Here is a 19245-nt window from a genome sequence, read left to right on the forward strand (position 1 = left end):
CCCGAGGAAGGCATTCGCATCCGGTGGTGCGGCCGGACTTCAAATCCGGTTGGGGGTGTCAGACACTCCCGGGTAGGTTCGACTCCTGCTGCCTTCCGCCACGACGATTTCCCGGGTCCGGAAACGACACCGCTAGGCAAGGTACGTCGTGGGCAATCTGGCGAGATTCACACCTGCGATTTTGCCGTTCCTATGCGATTCAGCGTAAGCCATCGCCGCGCCTACGTGCTTTGTCCTCGTGAGCATGGCGTCCAAGAATAAGGTTCATCGAGGTTCAGCCGGGAACGCGGGGCAGACCGTCGGCGTTCGGCCATCTACGGCCATTCATCTTTGCGTTTAGAGGGTCATTCAAGCGGCTGCTCGACTCAAATACCAGACCTTCGTGCCCCGATTGATCGATGAACCAACCGCGCATACGGAATCGAGCGCCGCCCGCTTGAAGCGCGCTCCGGCGTCACCGCGTAGCGGCGCAGAGCCTGCGTGCGTTATGGCGAGCATCACCCGCTCTACGTCGGGCAACGGCTTGCCGCTGTCAATGGCGGCTTGGCCGCCCTTGTTGGGGCAGGCCGATTCGCATCTCAGTTCAGTTCTTCGGCGGGGCCGAAGAACTCGTATCGGCTTCTGTCCTCGGGTACGCCCAGTTCGCGCAGCGTCCGCTTGATGAACGCCATGAACGGCTTCGGCCCGAGGAAATAGGCGTCGAAGTCGCCGTCGGCCGGAAGCCAGTGCCGCAGCTGCTCCAGGGTTGGCCGGCCTACCGCGTCCGGAATGCGCGCTTCCCGTGTTTGGGTATCTTCATATACGACGTAGGATTGAAACCGTGGAAAACGAGCATGCCATGCGTTGACTACATCGACGAAAGCGTGCACCAGCGCATTGCGCGCGTAGTGGATGAAAATGACACCTCGTTCGCTGTGGTGCAAAGCCGCTTCGGCCATGGCCAGCGTTGGCGTGATTCCCACGCCACCACTGATGAGTACAAGGGGCTTGTCACTATCACGGAGGGTGAATTCGCCAGCAGGTGGGAAGAGCGCCAGCGTGCTTCCAATCGCCACCTCGTCGTGAAGGAAGTTGGACGCGACGCCTTCGGGCTCGCGCTTGACGCTGATCCGGTAGCTACGTCCGTTGGGCGCGGCCGACAGCGAATAGTTTCGGCGGATTTCCGAGCCGTTCACGTTCAGGCGAAGCCCGATGTACTGGCCAGGGATGAAGTCGAGTATCGGACCGCCATCGACTGGCTCCAGGTAAAACGAGGAGATTTCGGCGCTCTCGGGGACTTTGCGGACCACGCGGAACGCTCGTTCACCTCGCCATCCTCCCGGCGCGCTGGCCAGCGCGTCGTAAGCTTGACGCTCGGCGCTCATCAGCATATCGGCAAGCTGCTGGTAGGCCACACCCCATGCCTCGATGACTGCGTCGGTCGCGACGTCCGGGCCCAGCACCTCACGGATCGCACGCAGCAGACAGGCACCCACGATCGGGTAGTGCTCGGGCTGGATCTGCAGTGCAACGTGCTTGCTCACGATCCGTGTGGCAAGCGGACCGAGCGCCTCGAGGTGGTCGATGTTGCGCGCGTACGTGAGCACGGCGTTGGCAAGCGCGCGTTGCTGGGAGCCACTGGCCTGGTGAGTCTGGTTGAATAGCGGGCGCACCTGCGGATACCCGTCGAGCATCAGCTTGTAGAAGTGTCTGGTCAGTGCTTCGCCACCAGTTTCCAGCAGCGGAACAGTGGTCTTGATGATGTCGCGTTGAATGTCGGTCAACATATGAATCTCGTTCGGACGTGTGGTCGATTCGACAGGCGTCACGTCCAACATCAACAATGACGCCGTCGGATTCCTTGCCTGTCTGGGACGTGTGCAGGTCGAGTACGGACTATTCGGCCTCCTCGTGCGTCGAGCTCTTCGCAAAGTTGGGCGGACGCTTCTCAAGGAAGGCAGAGAGTGCTTCCTTGGCGTCCGCCGAGCTCACGTGCACCATGAACGCCTGGTTTTCGCTCTCCACGGCCTCTTTGAGCGGGCCAATCGACGCCTGCCTGATGAGCCGCCTGCTCGCCTGAAGCGCGCTGACCGGTTTTGCCGCCAGCTTCAGTGCCGTTTCGGTGGCCGTCGCGAGCAGATCGGCGTCGGGTACGACGCGAGTCGCGAGCCCAAGCTCCACCGCCCGTGCGGCAGTGAAAGGCTCGCCAAGCAGGAACAATTCCGCTGCCCGGAGGTGGCCCACGCGTGCCGGTACCGAAAAGCTCGATCCGAATTCCGGTACCACGCCCAGGTTGATGAACGGCATCTGAAACTTCGCGCTCTCTCCCGCGTAGACGAAATCGCAGTGGGTCAGCATGGTGGTTCCACCACCGATCGCTGCACCCTGGACGGCCACGACGATCGGCTTGTCGAACCTGATCAGCGCCTCTATCAAGCGGCCCTGCGGAAAATCACCCGGCCGCGGCGGGTACTTGAGGAAATCCTCGATATCGTTGCCTGCACAGAACGCCTTGCCGGTGCCATGCCAAAGCACGACTCGGATTTCGTCATCGTCGGCGGCCTCGTTGAAGATATCCGCCAGGCGCGTGTACATGCCTCCGGTCATGGCGTTCTTCTTCTCGGGACGATTGAAGGCGACCTGCAGGATATTGCCGGTACGCTCGGTGATGATGTCGCTCATTGCTGCTCCTTTCACTGTGTCAGGTCGCTGTGTCACGCTGCATGTTCGTTGACTTTCGGCACCGCGCCGCTCGCGCGCAGGCCATCGATGTCCTGCGCGTCGAATCCCAGTTCCCGAAGGATGTCTTCGGAGTGCTCACCGAGGTCGGGCGCGCGCCGCGCCGGAACCTTGTCGACACCATGCACCTGAAGCGGATTGCTGATCGTTTCGGTCAGCTTGCCGCCGGCGCCTTCGAGCGGAACGATGACATCGTTCGCGCGCAACTGCGGATCCTGGACCACTTCCTGTGGTCCGCGCACGGCGCCGTACGTGACGTGTGCACTGCCGAAAACCTCGTGCCAGTGCTCCATCGGCTGCTCGGCGAAGAGATCGTCGAGGATTGCCGTGAGCTGCGGCATATTCGCCGTCAGCTTCGCCGGATCGGAAAACCGTGCATCTGCCAGTAGATCCTGGCGACCGATGGCGGTCGCGACGGCGGCCAGCTTGTCGGGCGTGACGACGAGAACGAACCAGGTGCCGTCGGAGGCGCGGTACACGTTGAGCGCCGCATTCGCCGGATGCTTGCGATCGTGCGGCGCGGCAAACTTCGCGCCGACCAAAGCGGCCTGGATCGCAACGCTTGCCGACCAGACGCCTGAAGCCAGGAGCGAAGTCGTGACATAAGATCCTTTGCCGGTGCGCTCGCGGCGGTAGAGCGCCGTGACGATCGCCGCATAGATTCCGAGTGCCGTCGCGTTATCGCCGCTTCCGGCCACCGGCCAGGTCGGCGGCGCGCCGGCGTCGCGCGTCATCGACAACAGGCCGCTACGCGCCCAGAATGCCGTGATATCGAAGCCGGGCATGGCGGCATCCGGCCCGCTTTCGCCAAAGCCGGTGAGATCCGCATAGATCAGGCGCGGGTTCCAGCGCACCACATCGTCGTATTCGAGCTTCAATTTCTTGCGTGCGGGATGCGGCGTATTGACGATGAATACGTCGGCCCACGCGACCAGCTGCTGGAGGACCCGATGGGCGTCGGGCGACTTCAGGTCGAGCGCGATGCTGCGCTTGTTACGGTTGGCGAGATGCCACTGATAGGGATCATCCGCCGCCGGCTGCGGTGCAATCTTGTGGCCACGCCTCCAGGGGTCACCGCCCGGCGGTTCGACTTTGATGACGTCGGCGCCGAAGTCCGACAGGATCACGGCAGCGCCGGGCGCCGCGACGAAGCTCGAAAAGTCAACCACCTTCAGTTCGGAAAAGATGTTGTCGCTTGCCATTGAATCTCTCCTGATTCGTCGTGCTGGCTTCACCGCCCCTGGAACTGCGGGGCGCGCTTTTCGAGGAAGGCGGACGTGCCTTCCTTCTTGTCCTCCGTCCCGGCGCACAGTCCGAAGTAGGAGGCTTCGAGGGCGAGGCCCTCGCTCTGGCTCGCGTTCAATCCGTGGTTCACCGCGTCGAGCGATAACCGCACAGCGACAGGCGCGTTCGCCGCGATCATCTTCAGGATGGCTTCCGCACGCGGGATGAGATCGGCTGCCGGAACGACCTCGTTGACGAGCCCGATGCGATAAGCCTCCTGTGCGCTGATGGCCTCTCCGGACAAAATGAGCTGGAGCGCGCGGCCCTTTCCGATGAGGCGCGGCAGCCGCTGCGTGCCGCCACCGCCGGGCAGCAATCCCAGCTTGACCTCGGGCTGGCCGAACCTCGCGTGCTCCACGGCGATGCGGAGGGCGCACGCCATTGCCGTCTCGCAGCCGCCGCCGAGTGCGAAGCCGTTGATCGCCGCAACCACGGGTTTGCCAAGGTTCTCGATCAGGTCGAGCACTTCTTGCCCGAAGCGGCTCGCCTGTTCCGCTTCGATCGAACTCGCGTGCGCGAGCTCGCCGATGTCGGCGCCGGCGATGAATGCCTTGTCGCCCGCTCCGGTGAGAATGACACCGCGCACGGTAGCGTCCTCGCGTGCATCCTCGAATGCCATTCGAAGATCCTTCCATGTCTGCATGTTCAGGGCGTTGAGCACCTCGGCGCGGTTGACGGTCACGTACGCGATCGAGCCGCGCTTTTCGTACAGGACGTTTTCGAGCGTCACCGATCCTTCATATGAATTGGTTGGTACTGCTACTGAATAAGATGCGGGTGTCGTGATTGTCGATGACATGGTGAGCTTTCCTCCTGGTTCGCGCGCCGGCGAAAAGCGCGCCGGCTCGCTTGCGGAATCAGATAAACGCGCTGAACACGGTGATCGCCTTGCCGACGATCAGGTTCTGCATCTGGAAAGTGCCCTCGTAGGGTTCGAATGACTAAATTTTTCTACGCAATTCGAGCAGCCCGAGCAGGATCTCGTCCCGCTCCGCCTCCAGCTCCTCGATGGACCGCGATCCGGTCTCCGCGTGGACGCTTGCGATGAGCTTCTGCTGCACTTCCGGGGTCAGCACCGGCGCGCCGAGGGTCTTCCACCAAGCCGTCATCGGGCCGCTGAACTGCTGGAAGAAGTGCTCGATACCGCCCGGACCGCCGCCAAGATGATTGAGCATCATGTTGCCCATCACGCCCCAGCGCAGGCCCGGGCCCCAGCACAGGGCAGTGTCGACGTCGGCGGCGCTCACCACACCCTCAGCGACGAGGTAATACACCTCTCGGGCCAGTGCGGCCTGCAGCCGGTTTGCGACGTGGCCGGGCATCTCCTTGTTGACCCGCACCGTCCGTCGCCCGATCGACGTATAGAATTCCGCTGCGCGCAGGATTGTCTCCTCGGAAGTCCTGGCTCCGCCGACAATTTCGACCAGCGGGATCAGGTGCGGCGGATTGAACGGATGGGCGATGACGCAACGCTCGGGATGCGTCGCGGCGCCCTTCTGGATTTCGCTCATGGTGAGTCCCGACGAGCTCGACGCAATGATCACGTCGGCAGCCAGCAGTTCGTCGAGTTGTCCATAGAGCTTCTGCTTGAAATCAATCCGCTCGGGGCCGTTTTCCTGGACCAGGTCCGCGCCCGCGAGCGCTTCCTCGAGCACGGGCGTGAACGTCAGGTTCGCCGGCGACGCGCCGGGCGAGAGGCCCAATCTCGTGAGCGCCGGCCAGGCGGCGTCCACGAATTTCCTCAACGAGAATTCCGCGTCCAGTGCGATGTCCGTCGCCACGACGTGCAATCCCTTGGCGAGAAACAGCGCGGCCCAGCTCGCGCCGATCACGCCCGTTCCGATGATGGCGATGCGGCGAATGGGTTTGGTGTCGCTCATGTGATTTCTCCAATGTGTGCGTCAGACTTCGGCGTAGGCGATGCCGGCGAGATTGCCCTGGGCATAGAGGAAGTTGCGCTTGCCGCTTCCATCGAGATCCGCTGAATAGACCGAGCCGCCCAGGTCCGTGAAGAACATCCGGTTACCGGGAACGTCGAGCGCGATGCCGATTCCCTCCAGCAGGTGCGTGATCTCGATCTCCGGCGCCGCCGTTTCGTCGATCGGGGCGCGATTGACGGTGTTGCCGCGCGGGGGATCGCCACGGTCAGTCCAGTAGAGGACGCGGTTCACGAGGTCGAGCTCGAGGTCGATCGGTTCCGGCAGATGGTCGAACAGCACCTCGATGTCGGAGCGCGTCGCCGGACTTTCGCCTTGCGGGATCTCCAGGTTCGCGCGGAAGATGCGGCCCCGACCGCCGTCGTCCGGGCCCTTTTGCGTCCAGTAGATCTTCTTGAGCTTCGGATCGACGGTGATCCCGACGCACCACCGCATCTGGTCGTGCCGGTCGGTGTCGCCGCGACCGGCCTCGACCAGCGTTTCGACTTGAGAGCCGTCGCAGTTGGCGCGCATCACGCGCATGCCCTCGCGGTCGCACCAATAGAGCTTGCCGCCATCCTTGTCGAGGTGGATCTGCTTCGGCGTATGCGTGATGCCTTGCGGGACGATGAGCACGCGGTTCTTGCCATCGAGGTCGGCGCACTCGATCGAACCGTCATGGGGGCCGATCGAACCCATGTTGGTCCAATAGATATGACCGGCATCCGTATCCACGGCAATGCCGTCGGGCATCCGACAGTCCGTGACGATCGTCCTGCGGTCGGATCCATCGGGATTCATCGAGTGAATACGGCCGCCGCTCAATTCGAGGAGAAACAATCGTCCGGAGCGGGGCGCGCCCTGAGAAGCGTTGCTTCCGTTGGTCTGAAACTGAGTCATCGTGTTTCCTTTCGCGTCGCTGCAATTGACAGGGGCACCGAACGTCAGGGAGAGGCCGAATGCCGCCGGGAATCGGTGTCGTCGTTCCCGCGGCGCGCGATGCTCATGTGACGTTGTGTGACCGGCTACGTTAGAGCTACGCCAGAGTGGGGATGCGTTGCTCATGAACCAACTTTAGGTGCTCAGCGGTGCGCGACTCAATTACACGATGGTGTCGGCGACACCTTCGTATCGGTGGGGAGGAATGTCGCGTCATACCTAACCCAAAGTGCAATTGCGACTGCGTCCTGTGCTGCCTAAATTGGTTCGCAGGCCGACGCTTTGCTGCGGCCTCTTCCATGCCTCCGGCATGCCTTTCCCGCTATGTTTCCGGAACTCTCCCGTGCTCCGTCTTTAATCACGCGCATGCACCTGTCCGTGCCTTCCTTGGCACGCTTCTCGTCGGTTGAGTGGTTTGGCAAGGCAGCATGAGCGACGCATGGAGACGATCCACGTCATCGAGTTTGCAGGTTAATGGCGGGCCATTCGAAATCGTCCATCGTTCATTGGGAACCTGCCATGAAAAAGCCAACGCGTATCGTGATCGTAGGTGGCGGAATCGCCGGGATTCTGCTTGCAACCAGACTCGGCGACCGATTGGGTCGACCGGGTGAGGCGACCGTCACCTTGATCGACCGAAGCCCGACGCATATCTGGAAACCCATGCTGCACACGATTGCTGCGGGTACGCGCGACGTGAATCAGCAGCGCGTCATCTATCTCGCACATGCGCGTCAGCACGGCTTCACGTATCAACCGGGCGAGATGTGCGGACTGGACCGGCAAGTGCGCGAAGTACAGCTTGCTGCGATGACGGCGCACGAGGGCGGTTTGATGCTCGAGCCTCGAACGGTTCCATACGATGTGCTGTTGCTGTCTCTGGGCAGCCGCGCGAACGATTTTGGCGTGCCTGGCGTCATGGAGCATTGCCACCTCATTGACAGCCAACAGCAAGCGGAGACGTTCAACGTCGCGTTGCGCGAACGTGCGCTTCGCAGCGTCGTCAAGGATGAGGCGCTCCGAGTGGCGATCGTGGGCGCAGGTGCCACCGGGGTCGAGTTATCCGCCGAGCTCAGTCATCTTTTCGAACTCGCCGCAAGCTATGGCGATCCCGCGTTAAGGGAACGGCTGAGCCTGACCCTTCTCGAGGCCGGGCCACGCGTGCTTCCGGCCTTCCCACCGGAGATCTCGACACCCAGCCAGCAACGACTCGAAAAAATCGGCTTCCGCGTGCTGACGTCGACGGCAGTCTCAGCGGCGGAACCGGGAGGCTTTCGGTACGGAGACGGGACGTTTGCCGATGCGGATCTGATGGTATGGGCTGCGGGTGTCAAGGCACCCGATTTCATGAACCGGCTGGCTGGCCTCGAGACCAACCGGGCTAACCAGATCGTGGTGTCGCGTACGCTGCAGGCACTGCACGACGAGAACATCTTTGCGCTCGGCGATTGCGCTTCCCTGACGCTGGAAGGCGCGCAGCGACCGCTTCCGCCCACCGCGCAGGTGGCCACTCAACAGGCCGAGCACCTGGCGCGCCACCTGCCGGAATGGGTCCGTCACGACAAACCGCTTCCTGGTCTCGAATTCCGCGATTTTGGATCGCTCGTGTCATTGAGCGAATACGACGCGTTCGGCACACTTGGGCGTTTTGGCTTCTTTCCAGGGGGGCTCATTCGGGGGAGACTCGCGCAGCTCAGTCACGCGATGTTGTACCGGCGTCATCAGCAGGCGCTGCACGGCTTTCGCAGGGCAACGCTGCTCTGGACAGCGGAGCAGATCAACGGGCTGGCTCAGCCGCGCATTCGGCTCGCTTGACGGGCTTTCTCGCCAACGTCGAACCGCGTCCAAAACAGACGGGACCGCGCAGGCGGTCCCGGGTCCATCCTCACTTTCGCCGCTTTCCGGGCGGAGCGCGGCAGTTCGGCCAGCTGCAGCGCCGCGCCGGCTAACCTTCCGCACGCGTGCTGCTGATCACCTTGCCGCGGAAAATCGCGTACTGGTACAGGTTGTAGCCAATCATCACCGGGAACACGAGGCCGATCCCGATCAACATGAACGCGAGGGTAAGCGTATCCGACGCGGCTTGCAAGACCGAGAGCCTGCCGGGAATGAAGTCCGGATAGAGGCTGATCACGAGGCCCGCGAACGACACGATGAAGAGCGTCACCGCTGCGCGGAACGGCGCGCGTTCGCTTCGCCGATAGAGCGACGCGTTGAGCCAGACGTACGACAGAACGGCGAGCGCGCCGAGTACCGCAAGCGGGGCAAGCACGCCCGGCTGGGACCAGCGGGCATGGACAGCCACGCCGTCGATCCAGGTTGCCGCAGTAAGCACGATCGCAGCAGCCACGGTGAGCTGCGCGCTCAACAAGGCCAGCCGCCGGGCCCAAAGTTCGAGCGTGCCTACCGTCTTTTTCACGAGCCAGGTCGCGCCGAGCAGCGTATAGCCGGTCACCACGCCAATGGCCGTCACCGTGATGAACACCGTGCTGGGATCGCCAGGCAGGAAACCCGTGATCACCTTGCCGAGTATGACGCCCTGCGATATTGCCGCGATGAGGCTGCCCATGCCGAACACGGTGTCCCACAGCCTTCCATACCGGGCGCCATGACGGAACTCGATGGCCGCACCGCGCATGACCAGCCCGCCCAGCATCGCCATGACGGGCAGATAGAGCGCCTGCATCAGGATCGCGTAGGCCGCGGGAAACGCGCCGAACAGGCCACCGCCGACGACGACAAGCCATGTCTCGTTCGCATCCCACACGTGACCGATGGTCTGAATCATCGCGTCGTGGTCTTCGCGCTTTCTTCTGAGCAGCGTGAGCATGCCCACTCCGAGGTCGAATCCGTCCGTCACGACGTAGAAGACCAGCATCAGGCCGATCAGGCCGAACCACGTGACGGCAAGCAGTGAATGTGTAGTGCTATCCATCGAACCATCTCCTTTCAGTTGGAGAACAGGACTTCAGTATTCGCTCGCCGCCGTCTGCGGCGAAGCGATCGTGGTTGCGGGAGGCATGGCCGTGAGATCGGGGCCGTTCCTCAGCCAATTCCGTGCGAGAAGGAAGAAGGTGACGAGCAACACGACGTCGAACGCGAAGAACATCGCCGTGCTGGCCGTCACGGAGGCCGCGGGCACCGTGGACACGGCCTGGCTCGTTCGCATCAGCCCGTAGACAACCCACGGCTGACGTCCCACTTCGCGCACGATCCACCCGGCCTCGACAGCCAGGTAAGGCAGCGGGATGCATAGCACCCATGCCAGCAAGAGCTTGCGCTGTGCGAGCAGGCCATCGAGACTGCCGCGTGCCTTACGCAGTGCATACGCCGTCCAGAACGCGAGCAGCGTGAACGCGAAGCCGATGCCGGCCATCAGGCGGAATGCGTAGTAAAGAAGCGGCACCATGGGCGGCTGGTCGGCGCGCGGGAAGTCGGTCAGCCCCTTGACCTGTCCATGCAGCGAATGCGTGCCGAGGATGCTGAGGAACCCCGGCACTTCGATCGACCAGTCGTTACGCTGCTTTTGCTGGTCGGGCCAGGCAACGAGCGACCATGCGGCCCCCGTGCCGGGCTTGTTGGTCTCCCAGTGTCCTTCGATGGCGGCACCCTTCGCGGGTTGCGTCGCGAACACGCTGGTGCCGCTCGAGTCGCCGAGCCAGACCTGGATCGGTGCAACGAAGACGAGCAAGCCTAGTGCGATCCTGAACGAACGCGCAAAGAACTCGGGATGCCGCCGGCGGAACAGGTGATACGCGGAGATGCCCGCAATCACGAACATGCCCGTTTCGATCGCGGCCACCCACATGTGCGAGACGCCCCACACCATGTCGGGGTTGAAGATGGCCGCCAGATAGTCCGTCACCACAAGCTTGCCGTTGACGACGGCAACGCCGGCGGGCGTCTGCATCCACGAGTTGGCGACCATGATCCAGAACGCGGAAATGCTGGAACCGAGCGCTACCATCGCCGTGGCGAAGAGATGGACGCCACGGGGCACGCGCCCCCAACCGAGCGTCATCACACCGACGAATCCGGCTTCGAGCATGAACGCCATGGCGCCTTCGAAACCCAGGATATTGCCGACGAACTGGCCGCTGAACTGCGAGAAGCCGGACCAGTTGGTGCCGAACTGAAACTCCATCGGAATGCCGGTGACCACGCCGACGGTGAAGTTGAGCACGAGCAGCTTGCCCCAGTAGCGGGCATGGCGGTAGTACATCACGTCGTTCGTGCGGATCCACAGTGCTTCGATCAGCAGCAGGAATATCGACAGACTGATTGTCAGGATCGGCCACAGAATGTGGAAGATTATGGTCATCGCGAACTGGGCGCGCGAGAGGTCGAGTACGTCGGTCGGCATGATGATCATCCTGTTGCGGCAGCACCACGGCTCGCGGCGCGAACTCGTTGCTCCCGGATTTCAATTTAGGTTGCAAGCCGTGCGCGGCGCCATTGCACGTTGGTATAGCTACACCTTCGTATCGGTGGGAAGGCATGTCTTTTCACCTCTGGCCTGGGCTTCGCCTTTTATGCCACCGGGGCGCGTGGCCTCCTGGACAAATCGAAGGCGCATCACGATTGCCAACCGGACTTCTGGCGGCTCACGAGGTCGCATCCGTCAAGCGTTGCCAGTGCACGCTCGTCAGCCTCCAGCATCGACGTCACCTCTTCGCGAAGCAGATCGATGAGCAAGCGGATCTTTGCATCGAGGAAGCGCCGGGACGGATACAACGCATAGACGTTCATGGGCTGTGCCTCATATCCCTGAAGAAGCCGTACCAATGCACCCGAGCGCAAATGTGGCAACGCAACGCCAGCCGGAAGAATCGCGACGCCAAGTCCTTCTGTTACCGCCGGTTCCAGCGCTTCCATCGCGTTGACCGTCAAGCGAGCCGAACCGACGTTCACCGGGAAGGTCTCGCCGGCGCCTGCGAATACCCATTTGTCAAATGGGAACACGGCCGTGGTCAACAGCAGGCACTGATGATCGGGCAAGTCTTCAGGCACGCTGGGTACGCCGTGGCTCGCCAAATATCGCGGGGACGCGCACACCACGCCGCGGATGGTTCCGAGCCTCATGCGGACCAACCTGGAGCTTGGCAATTCCGGGGCGAGTACGATCGACGCGTCATAGCCGTCCTCCAGCATGTCGGGAATCGTTCCCGTCATCGTGACCTCGACCCTGACTTCGGAAAACCGCTGCTGGTACTTCAGTATTGCCGGCACCACCAGTTGATGGCCGAAGCTCGAAAGCGCGTGAACACGCAGCCGCCCGGTGGGATGCGCCGCAGCTGATCGGGCCTCGGCTTCCGCATCATCAAGGCTCGAAAGAATTCCCTCGCATCGGCGCAGGTAACGCTCGCCCGCCTCCGTCAGGGCAACGTGTCTCGTCGTCCGGTGCAACAGCCGACTGCCCAGATGCGTCTCGAGTTGATTGATCGCGCGTGAGACGAGTGGCACGGGGAAGTTGAGCCTCCTGGCCGCGGAGGTGAAGCCTCCGTCGCTCGCCACTTTTACAAAGATGCGCATGCATTGAAACGTGTCCATGAGCCACTCGCCAAAATGGAAAGTTGTCGTCCAGGAAACGAGGTTAGGTTGACGGCGGTGCAGAGCGCCATTGCACGATGGTGTTAGCGACACCTTCGTATCGGTGGGAGGGCACGTCGTGTCATACCTGAACCAAAGTGCAATTGCGACTGTGCGGGGCACAACCTAAATTGGTTCGCAAGACGACGCTCCAGACGCGTTCACTCCTCCAGGTGCGTCGCCGTCCGTTCGTCGCATCAACCGTTCACTCCCGGACTTGGAGCCACGCCATGAACCGTAACCTCCAGCGATCAGGCAGCGAGCAGGTCGCAAACCGCGCAGCCGCTTGTCCATTGGCGGACGTTGCGCTCCGCGGTTTCAATGACGAGCCCGATCTCGGTGCCCACCTGATTACGCAACGTCGTGGCTACCAGCATCACGGTATTTATGTCGGTAACGGCAAGGTCATTCACTACGCTGGCTTCGCCACGTCCGAGCGCCGCGGCCCCGTCGAGGAAGTCCCGCTCGAAGCGTTCGCCGACGGTCATGCCGTTGCCGTGCGTCTGCATCCGTTCCCGACGTATTGCGGCGAAGAAGCTGTGCTGCGTGCCCGTTCGCGCCTCGGGGAGAACCGCTATCGCCTGCTGACGAACAACTGCGAGCACTTCTGCGCGTGGTGCCTGCTCGGCGATAGCCGCAGCGAACAGATTCGTGCCTGCCTTGCGGATCCACGCACAGGCGTCCACGCGCTGCTGTGCCTCGTGAGCACTTTCATCGCCGACCGCGTGAAAGCCGTCCACGCCGTTGTTGGCGCAGGCAGCATGAACGCCGCAACTGGAGCTTGAAGTACATAAAGACCTGAAGGTGACCATCATGAGCGCGACTGAAAAGACACTGCGCTGGGCCGTCGAAAAATGGCTCGCGCCCACGCCTGAGATGCCCGCGCACGTTGCGCGCTTCTGCCACACGCAGATGCATCGTCGGTATGTGTGCGTCGAGGCGATGCGTCCCGGCGGTCTGCTGTCGATCTTCTTTTTTCGTCACGACGACGGGTCGTGGAATGTGTATCCGCCCGCGCAATCGCGGCCGGCAATGTCTGCGTGGAGGACTGTCTGATGAAAGACGGAAACGAGCCATATGGCGCCCGCGACCCGCGTATCGTGCGGCTTGCGTTGTGCGGCGCGCAAGCTATTCGCCAGGCTGGCAGAAGCGCCGCTCCGGCACGTGCAACGTTAAGGCTTCGGCAAGCCGGCGAAGCGTGCTCTCGGCATGCGCGACGCGCAGGAAGGATTCAACGCCGTGCCTGACAAAGGCTCCCGTCCCGCCCAGAGGAGACATTCTCGTGAATCCCCGGAAAACTGCCGACTTCATCAACCCGCTGGACTGCAACGAGGTTTTTTCGAAACCCGTTCCAACGGATCCGGTCGAATTGGCGCCCAAATCGGAGCGCCTGTTCAAAGCATCTGTCGTCGTGACTTGTGGCTGGGCATTGATTGAAGCACCGCTGGAACTGGGCGCGTCGATCAATTCCACCGCGCTGCTCGCCTTGATGGCGTCGAAGGTACTGCTGTGCCTCATCGGCGCCGCCGCCATCGCCGACCTGCGCTTTGCCCGTCGAGTCTTTACGTTCATCTGCGGAGCGAGCTTGTTCGCCATCGCGCCGGCCTTGCCTCTCGAGTACACGCGCTGCGTTGCGCTTGGACTCTTCTCGACGGTCGAGTGCCTGGGCAAGGCAGCATGCGTTGCATCGTTCCCAATCGCGTTGTGGACCGTGGGCACTGTTCGCGAACATCTGAGCGTAGGCAACCGCAAGGCCGACGACTGCACATGAGCTCATCGAACGTCTTGAGTGTCGTATTGCTGTCAATGTCCGGCGTGCTACTCGGTGGCTGCGCATTGGCGCCGTCGATCCCGCTGTTCGGCGCAGCCTTTCCAGACTGGTTGTTCTGCATCGTGGGCGGCGTAGCGGGGACAATTCTTGTCCACCTGGCGCTGAGCCGACGTGGTGCGAGCGCGGCGCTCGCACCGCTCGCCATCAGCTATCCGGCGCTGAGCGCGCTGCTCGCGATGGCGGCATGGTTGATATTTTTTTCTCGTTCATGACGTGTGTGACCGCAAATGAATGATGACCCTCGCCCAATGCGAAGCACAAGAAACCTTGCGGCCGCAACGATCGTCCTGATCGCGATCATATTGCTGGGCATCGTCTTGTGGCGGCTCGATCACGCGCCAAGCACGGACGATGCGTACGTATACGCCGACACGATCAACGTCGTTCCCGAAGTCAGCGGCCGGATCATCGACCTCCCGGTTCGAGACAATCAGGCCGTCAGGCAAGGCGATCTGCTGCTCCGGATCGATCCGCGTCCCTATCAGGCCGCGCTGGATCAGGCGCGCGCGCGTCTTGACGCGCTCGACAACCAGATCGTCTTGACGCAACGCACCGTCAACGCACAGCAATACAACGCGGATTCCGTGCATGCCGCCGTCGAGCGGGCCCGCGCGGCTGCGAATCAGGCCGCGGACACGCTGCGCCGTACTGAACCCTTGCTCGCGCAAGGCTATGTATCGGCCGAGGAGGTCGATCGCGAACGTACCGCGCAGCGCTCCGCGCAGGCGGAACTCAACGCGGCGATGCTCCAGGCGCAGCAAGCAAGCGCGGCGGTCAGCGGTGTCGATGCGCTGGTCGCGCAGCGTGCCGAAGTCGAGGCGCAGATCGTCATTGCCGAGTTGAATCTCGAATTCACCGAAGTGCGCGCACCCTTCGACGGTCGCGTTGTCTCGCTGCGCACGACAGTCGGGCAATTCGCTTCGGCATTGAAGCCCGTCTTTACCTTGATCGATACGCGGCATTGGTACGTCGTCGCCAACTTTCGGGAAACTGAGTTGAAGCATGTGCATGCAGGCACGCTGTCCACGGTTTACCTGATGAGTGATGCCGCCAGGCGCTTCGCCGGCGTAGTCGATTCGATCGGCTACGGCGTGTTTCCGGATGACGGCGGCACGGTGAAAGAGGGGCTTCCGAACGTGCAGCGCACGATCAATTGGGTGCATGTGTCGCAACGCTTTGCTGTCAAGATTGCCGTGCGCGATCCCGATCCCGAGTTGTTCCGTATCGGTACGTCTGCGGTCGCAACGCTCAAGCTCGGCGATGCGGCGGCACCGCCGCAATGAGGACGGCCATGGCCTTGACCGGCAATCTCCCGCAGCGCTTACGGCGCCTGGCATGCTTCCTCCGCGACGAGCTTCGCATCAATCCGGGCCGCCCGAACGTGATGCTGCGCTGCGTGTTGGCAAGTGCAATCGTCATTACGGTATCCATGGCATTGCAGGTGCCGCTTCTCGCGCTCTCGCTGCTCATCGTGTTCTATGTCACGCAATCGAACGTGGTGATGACTCGTCTTGTCGGTGTCGTGTTCATGATTGGTGTGACGTTGGCCGTCGGCGGCGCGATTCTTGTGCTCGAGCTGACCTACGATGACCCGTTGCCGAGAATCCTGCTGTCGGCGGCGCTGTTCTTCCTCAGCGCCTACATGATGCGGGTGGCAAAAATCGGCGCTGCTTTCCTGGTCGTCGGCATTGTCATCATCTATTTCCAGTCGTTCGTCGACCTCACTGATCACGCGGAGGCACTCGTCCGCATTGCGCTGTGGGTCTGGGTCGCTGCCAATTACCCGATCGCGATCACGCTGCTGATCAACACCGTATGCCTGCCTGTCGAGCCGGTACAGCAACTTGAAAGCGCCATGCTCGGACAACTTGTGGTGGTTGACGCAGGTCTCGCGGATCTCGAGCACGGCAAGCAGCGCACGGGCGGCCTGAACGCGCGGGCAGTTCAATGCGGAACACTGACCCTGCAGCGACTGCTGCGATTCTCGACCATGCGGGACCTCGATTACCGGCGGCGTCAGGCATTTCATCTGGCGCGCGTGACAACCGTGTCGCGTCTCTATGCGGCGACGGCCAATCTGCCCGAAAGCGCGGCCGATGTGCCGGCCGGCGTCCTGTCCGCATTGCGCGGCGCGTGCGCGCAGCTCGGCCGTGTCGTCCGGACGGGCGAGCGCTTCACCGAGCCGGCGTTGCTTGCCGACGTTGCTCACGACGGGTTGCCCGGCGGACTGCACCAGATGCGAGAAGCGCTTCACGCGTTCGCCGACCGATCGGCCGCGCCCGAGTCGACCGAAACGAAGCGGGAACAGGAGCGCTTCCTTGTCCCCGATGCATTCTCGAATCCCGTCTATACACAGTTCGCCCTGAAGACACTGCTGGCGGCGATGGTCGGTTACCTCTTTTACCAGGCGACAGACTGGCAGGGCATTCACACGATCATGCTTTCGTCGCTGATCGTCGCGCAACCGAGCCTCGGCGCGACGCGCCGGCGCGCGATCCTGCGGATTGGCGGCGCAGCGCTCGGCAGCGTGATCGCGCTCGCGATGGTGGTATGGGTGGTGCCGCGCATCGATGGCATTGTCGACCTGCTGATGATGGCGTTGCCGGTGATCGCGCTTGGCGCGTGGGTAAGCGCCGGATCGGAGCGGATCAGCTATGCGGGTACGCAGCTCATGTTCACGTTCGCGCTCGCATTGCTCGGCCAGTTCGGGCCGACGACGAACCTGACCGAGATCCGCGACCGAATGGTCGGCGTGCTCCTCGGCGTGGCCGTATCCGCCGTCGTTCATGCATCGCTATGGCCGGAGGCCGAAGGCGAGGCGCTCCGCCAGCGTGTCGCTCGTCTGCTGCGAAGTCTTGCGGCACGGCTGCGACGACAGGGCGACATCCATACGGCGCCGACGGCGCTCTGGGCTGAACTTGCGGATTGCGAAGCGATGGCCGCCCGCGTCGCTCTGGAGCCCAGCTGGCAATTGGGCGAAGGGCAGCAGGAAGTCTTCCAGCTTCACGTCCAGACGATGCTCGCACAGTTGCGGGGGATCCTCCTGGCGGCGGATGCGTTCGACGCGGAAAGCCGAGCGCAGCCAACTGGAGAGCATCGCGCACACCGCGTCGCGACGATATGGGGGGACACGGCCGGCGCGTCGCTGGAAGGTTACGCCAGCGATCTGACCGAGCACCCGGAGGCAGTGCGTGCACCGGCCCCTGTTCCTCACGATTGGATTGCGACATGTTCGAGCATCGATTGGGAAGCGCAGGGCACGGACGCAGCGGAGGGCGCGTATGAGCGATTGATCGTGCGTGCCATGCGTCTGAGCGAGCAAGTGTCGACGCTGCCCGCCTGGAGCGTGACTTCGGCCGATATCGGGACTATTGAATGAGTGACACAACGATGCTTGCTTCTTTCGATCCGCTTTCGTGTCGCTGGCTGCGCTGCTGGGTAACGTTTGTAATGGCCGCATTGGCGTGCATGCTGTCGGCCTGCGCGATGATCCGACATGATCAAAAGCCGTATCCAATGATCGCCCCGGAGCAGATCCGCATCGCCGGCGACATCCATCTTGAACGAGACGGCTGGCCAGCCAGACAGTGGTGGAGAACATACGGCGACCCGCAGCTCGATTCGCTGATCGCCCGCGCACTTGCCACCTCGCCGACAATCGTCATCGCGCGCACGCGCGTCGCGCAGGCGAAGTCGGATATCGATCTGGTGCGAGCCGGGACGAACCTGCAGGTCACGGCGCTCGCCGCCGTGGACCGTGAGCATGTCTCGGCCAACGGCTTCCTCGGTGCGTATTCGACCAACCAGTCAGCGATTGGTGCGACGGGGCCGTGGTACACGGAGGGCATCGTAGGACTCGGCGGGAGCCTGGAGATCGATATCTGGGGCAAGCAGCGCGCACAGGTGGAGGCTGCGATCGGTGTACACAACGCGCGGCTGGCCGAAGTCGCCGCCATCGAACTCGAAATGTCGACAGATGTTGGTCAACTTTACTACGGTATCCAGACGACGTATCTGCTGATCGATCTGCTTGAGCAGCTACATGATGTTGCCGCATTCGACGTGGATGCCCACACCACTCGCGCCGCGCGCGGCCTGGAGTCGATCACGCAGTCCGAGCTTGCGCGTGCGCAATTGCTGGCGACGCAGAGGCAGATTGTTGCGGCACGAGCCAGCGTCAAGCAGTTGCGCGAATCGCTGCGAGCGCTGCTTGGGGCCCGTCCCGACGATGTTCCCGACATCAAGCCCGTAGCGTTGCCGGTCCCGCAGGCCGGGTTGCCGACCACACTGTCATACGAACTGCTGGCACGTCGTCCCGACCTGCAAGCCATGCGCTGGTATGTTCAGTCGTCGTTCGACCGGATCGATGCCGCGAAGGCTGCCTTTTATCCGAGCTTCGACATCAAGGCGTTTTTTGGTGTCAACGCACTGCACCTTGCAGACCTTTTTGCGCACGCGAGCCAGCAGATCAACGTGATTCCCGGCCTGTATCTGCCGATATTCGATGGCGGGCGGCTCAATGCCAACCTGAGCGGCGTGCGCACAGCCAGCAACGCGCTGATCACGCAGTACAACCAGGCTGTGTTGAATGCCGTGCGCGATGTAGCGGTGACGAGCAGTAGACTTCAGGACCTCGACGAGGAAGCCGGGCTGCAGGCGCAGAAGATCGATGCGGTATCGTTCGCTCAGGCGAGTGCGCAAGCGCGCTATGAAAGGGGCGTCGCGAGCCGGCTGACGGCGATGGACGCCCGCCAGCCCGTGTTGCTCGAACGGATTTCCATGCTGGAAATCGACGGGCAGCGCCTGAGTCAGGACATCGCGATGTCGAAGGCGCTCGGAGGCGGGTATCGCGAGGAGGCACCTGTCGCGCTGAGGGTGCGGTGAAATGATATCCGGACTGGTGCGGCCATCGGCGTGCAGGGACCTGCGCTATCTGTCACTCAGACGTGCGGCCAGGATGAAGTCTTC

18 protein-coding genes and 1 tRNA gene are annotated in these 19245 nt (G+C 62.6%); 10 read left to right on the forward strand and 9 right to left on the reverse strand.

Annotated features, from left to right (window positions below; genetic code table 11):
- Window positions 1-5: 5 nt before the first annotated feature.
- A tRNA-Sec gene (locus ACV229_RS33685) sits at window positions 6-101 on the forward strand.
- A 477-nt stretch (window positions 102-578) separates the two neighbouring features.
- On the opposite strand, the gene hmpA is transcribed toward ACV229_RS33685, so the two are convergent.
- From hmpA to ACV229_RS33705, 4 genes are all read right to left on the reverse strand, one after another.
- A complete protein-coding gene (gene hmpA / locus ACV229_RS33690) occupies window positions 579-1766 on the reverse strand; it encodes an NO-inducible flavohemoprotein (protein WP_448087408.1) in 1188 nt (395 codons plus the stop codon).
- 109 nt (window positions 1767-1875) lie between these two features.
- Window positions 1876-2661 carry an enoyl-CoA hydratase gene (locus tag ACV229_RS33695; RefSeq protein WP_448087409.1) on the reverse strand — a complete coding sequence of 262 codons (786 nt, stop codon included), beginning with the start codon at window positions 2659-2661 and terminating at the stop codon, window positions 1876-1878.
- A 32-nt stretch (window positions 2662-2693) separates the two neighbouring features.
- Window positions 2694-3920: a CaiB/BaiF CoA transferase family protein gene (locus ACV229_RS33700; RefSeq protein WP_448087410.1), complete on the reverse strand. Its 1227-nt coding sequence runs from the start codon at window positions 3918-3920 to the stop codon at window positions 2694-2696.
- A 29-nt stretch (window positions 3921-3949) separates the two neighbouring features.
- Entirely contained in the window at window positions 3950-4732 is a 783-nt protein-coding gene (locus tag ACV229_RS33705; RefSeq protein ID WP_448087411.1) for an enoyl-CoA hydratase-related protein, read from the reverse strand.
- A gap of 52 nt (window positions 4733-4784) precedes the next feature.
- On the opposite strand from ACV229_RS33705, the gene ACV229_RS33710 reads away from it, so the two are divergent.
- Complete coding sequence (locus ACV229_RS33710) at window positions 4785-4943, forward strand: hypothetical protein (protein ID WP_448087412.1); 159 nt, start codon at window positions 4785-4787, stop codon at window positions 4941-4943.
- Here the strand turns inward: ACV229_RS33710 and ACV229_RS33715 are convergent, their stop codons facing one another.
- Window positions 4944-5882, reverse strand: a complete 939-nt coding sequence (locus ACV229_RS33715) for a 3-hydroxyacyl-CoA dehydrogenase NAD-binding domain-containing protein (RefSeq protein WP_448087413.1) — start codon at window positions 5880-5882, stop codon at window positions 4944-4946.
- Between the two features lie 21 nt (window positions 5883-5903).
- Window positions 5904-6818: a 3-hydroxyacyl-CoA dehydrogenase gene (locus ACV229_RS33720; RefSeq protein ID WP_448087414.1), complete on the reverse strand. Its 915-nt coding sequence runs from the start codon at window positions 6816-6818 to the stop codon at window positions 5904-5906.
- Between the two features lie 558 nt (window positions 6819-7376).
- Here ACV229_RS33720 and ACV229_RS33725 point away from each other — a divergent pair.
- Entirely contained in the window at window positions 7377-8672 is a 1296-nt protein-coding gene (locus ACV229_RS33725) for an NAD(P)/FAD-dependent oxidoreductase (RefSeq protein ID WP_448087415.1), read from the forward strand.
- A gap of 130 nt (window positions 8673-8802) precedes the next feature.
- Here the strand turns inward: ACV229_RS33725 and ACV229_RS33730 are convergent, their stop codons facing one another.
- From ACV229_RS33730 to ACV229_RS33740, 3 genes are all read right to left on the reverse strand, one after another.
- Complete coding sequence (locus ACV229_RS33730) at window positions 8803-9792, reverse strand: cytochrome d ubiquinol oxidase subunit II (RefSeq protein ID WP_448087416.1); 990 nt, start codon at window positions 9790-9792, stop codon at window positions 8803-8805.
- A 33-nt stretch (window positions 9793-9825) separates the two neighbouring features.
- Window positions 9826-11220 (reverse strand): cytochrome ubiquinol oxidase subunit I, encoded by a 1395-nt coding sequence (locus tag ACV229_RS33735; protein ID WP_448087417.1) that lies wholly within the window; start codon window positions 11218-11220, stop codon window positions 9826-9828.
- Window positions 11221-11432: 212 nt separating this feature from the next.
- Complete coding sequence (locus tag ACV229_RS33740) at window positions 11433-12407, reverse strand: LysR family transcriptional regulator (RefSeq protein ID WP_448087418.1); 975 nt, start codon at window positions 12405-12407, stop codon at window positions 11433-11435.
- Window positions 12408-12676: 269 nt separating this feature from the next.
- Between ACV229_RS33740 and ACV229_RS33745 the strand changes: the two genes are divergently transcribed.
- The 7 genes from ACV229_RS33745 (at window position 12677) to ACV229_RS33775 (ending at window position 19161) form a co-directional block, all read left to right on the forward strand.
- A complete protein-coding gene (locus tag ACV229_RS33745; protein WP_448087419.1) occupies window positions 12677-13231 on the forward strand; it encodes a lecithin retinol acyltransferase family protein in 555 nt (184 codons plus the stop codon).
- A gap of 28 nt (window positions 13232-13259) precedes the next feature.
- On the forward strand, window positions 13260-13502 hold the full coding sequence (locus ACV229_RS33750) for a hypothetical protein (RefSeq protein WP_448087420.1): 243 nt from the start codon (window positions 13260-13262) through the stop codon (window positions 13500-13502).
- Between the two features lie 226 nt (window positions 13503-13728).
- Window positions 13729-14217 (forward strand): hypothetical protein, encoded by a 489-nt coding sequence (locus ACV229_RS33755; protein WP_448087421.1) that lies wholly within the window; start codon window positions 13729-13731, stop codon window positions 14215-14217.
- On the forward strand, window positions 14214-14489 hold the full coding sequence (locus ACV229_RS33760; RefSeq protein WP_448087422.1) for a YtcA family lipoprotein: 276 nt from the start codon (window positions 14214-14216) through the stop codon (window positions 14487-14489). The genes ACV229_RS33755 and ACV229_RS33760 overlap by 4 nt, the downstream gene beginning before the upstream one ends.
- A gap of 15 nt (window positions 14490-14504) precedes the next feature.
- On the forward strand, window positions 14505-15560 hold the full coding sequence (gene mdtN, locus ACV229_RS33765; RefSeq protein ID WP_448087423.1) for a multidrug transporter subunit MdtN: 1056 nt from the start codon (window positions 14505-14507) through the stop codon (window positions 15558-15560).
- 8 nt (window positions 15561-15568) lie between these two features.
- On the forward strand, window positions 15569-17656 hold the full coding sequence (locus ACV229_RS33770) for an FUSC family protein (RefSeq protein ID WP_448087424.1): 2088 nt from the start codon (window positions 15569-15571) through the stop codon (window positions 17654-17656).
- On the forward strand, window positions 17653-19161 hold the full coding sequence (locus ACV229_RS33775; protein WP_448087425.1) for an MdtP family multidrug efflux transporter outer membrane subunit: 1509 nt from the start codon (window positions 17653-17655) through the stop codon (window positions 19159-19161). Before ACV229_RS33770 ends, ACV229_RS33775 begins: the two co-directional genes overlap by 4 nt.
- The last annotated feature ends 84 nt before the right edge of the window (window positions 19162-19245 follow it).

Source organism: Burkholderia sp. MR1-5-21 (assembly GCF_053427715.1).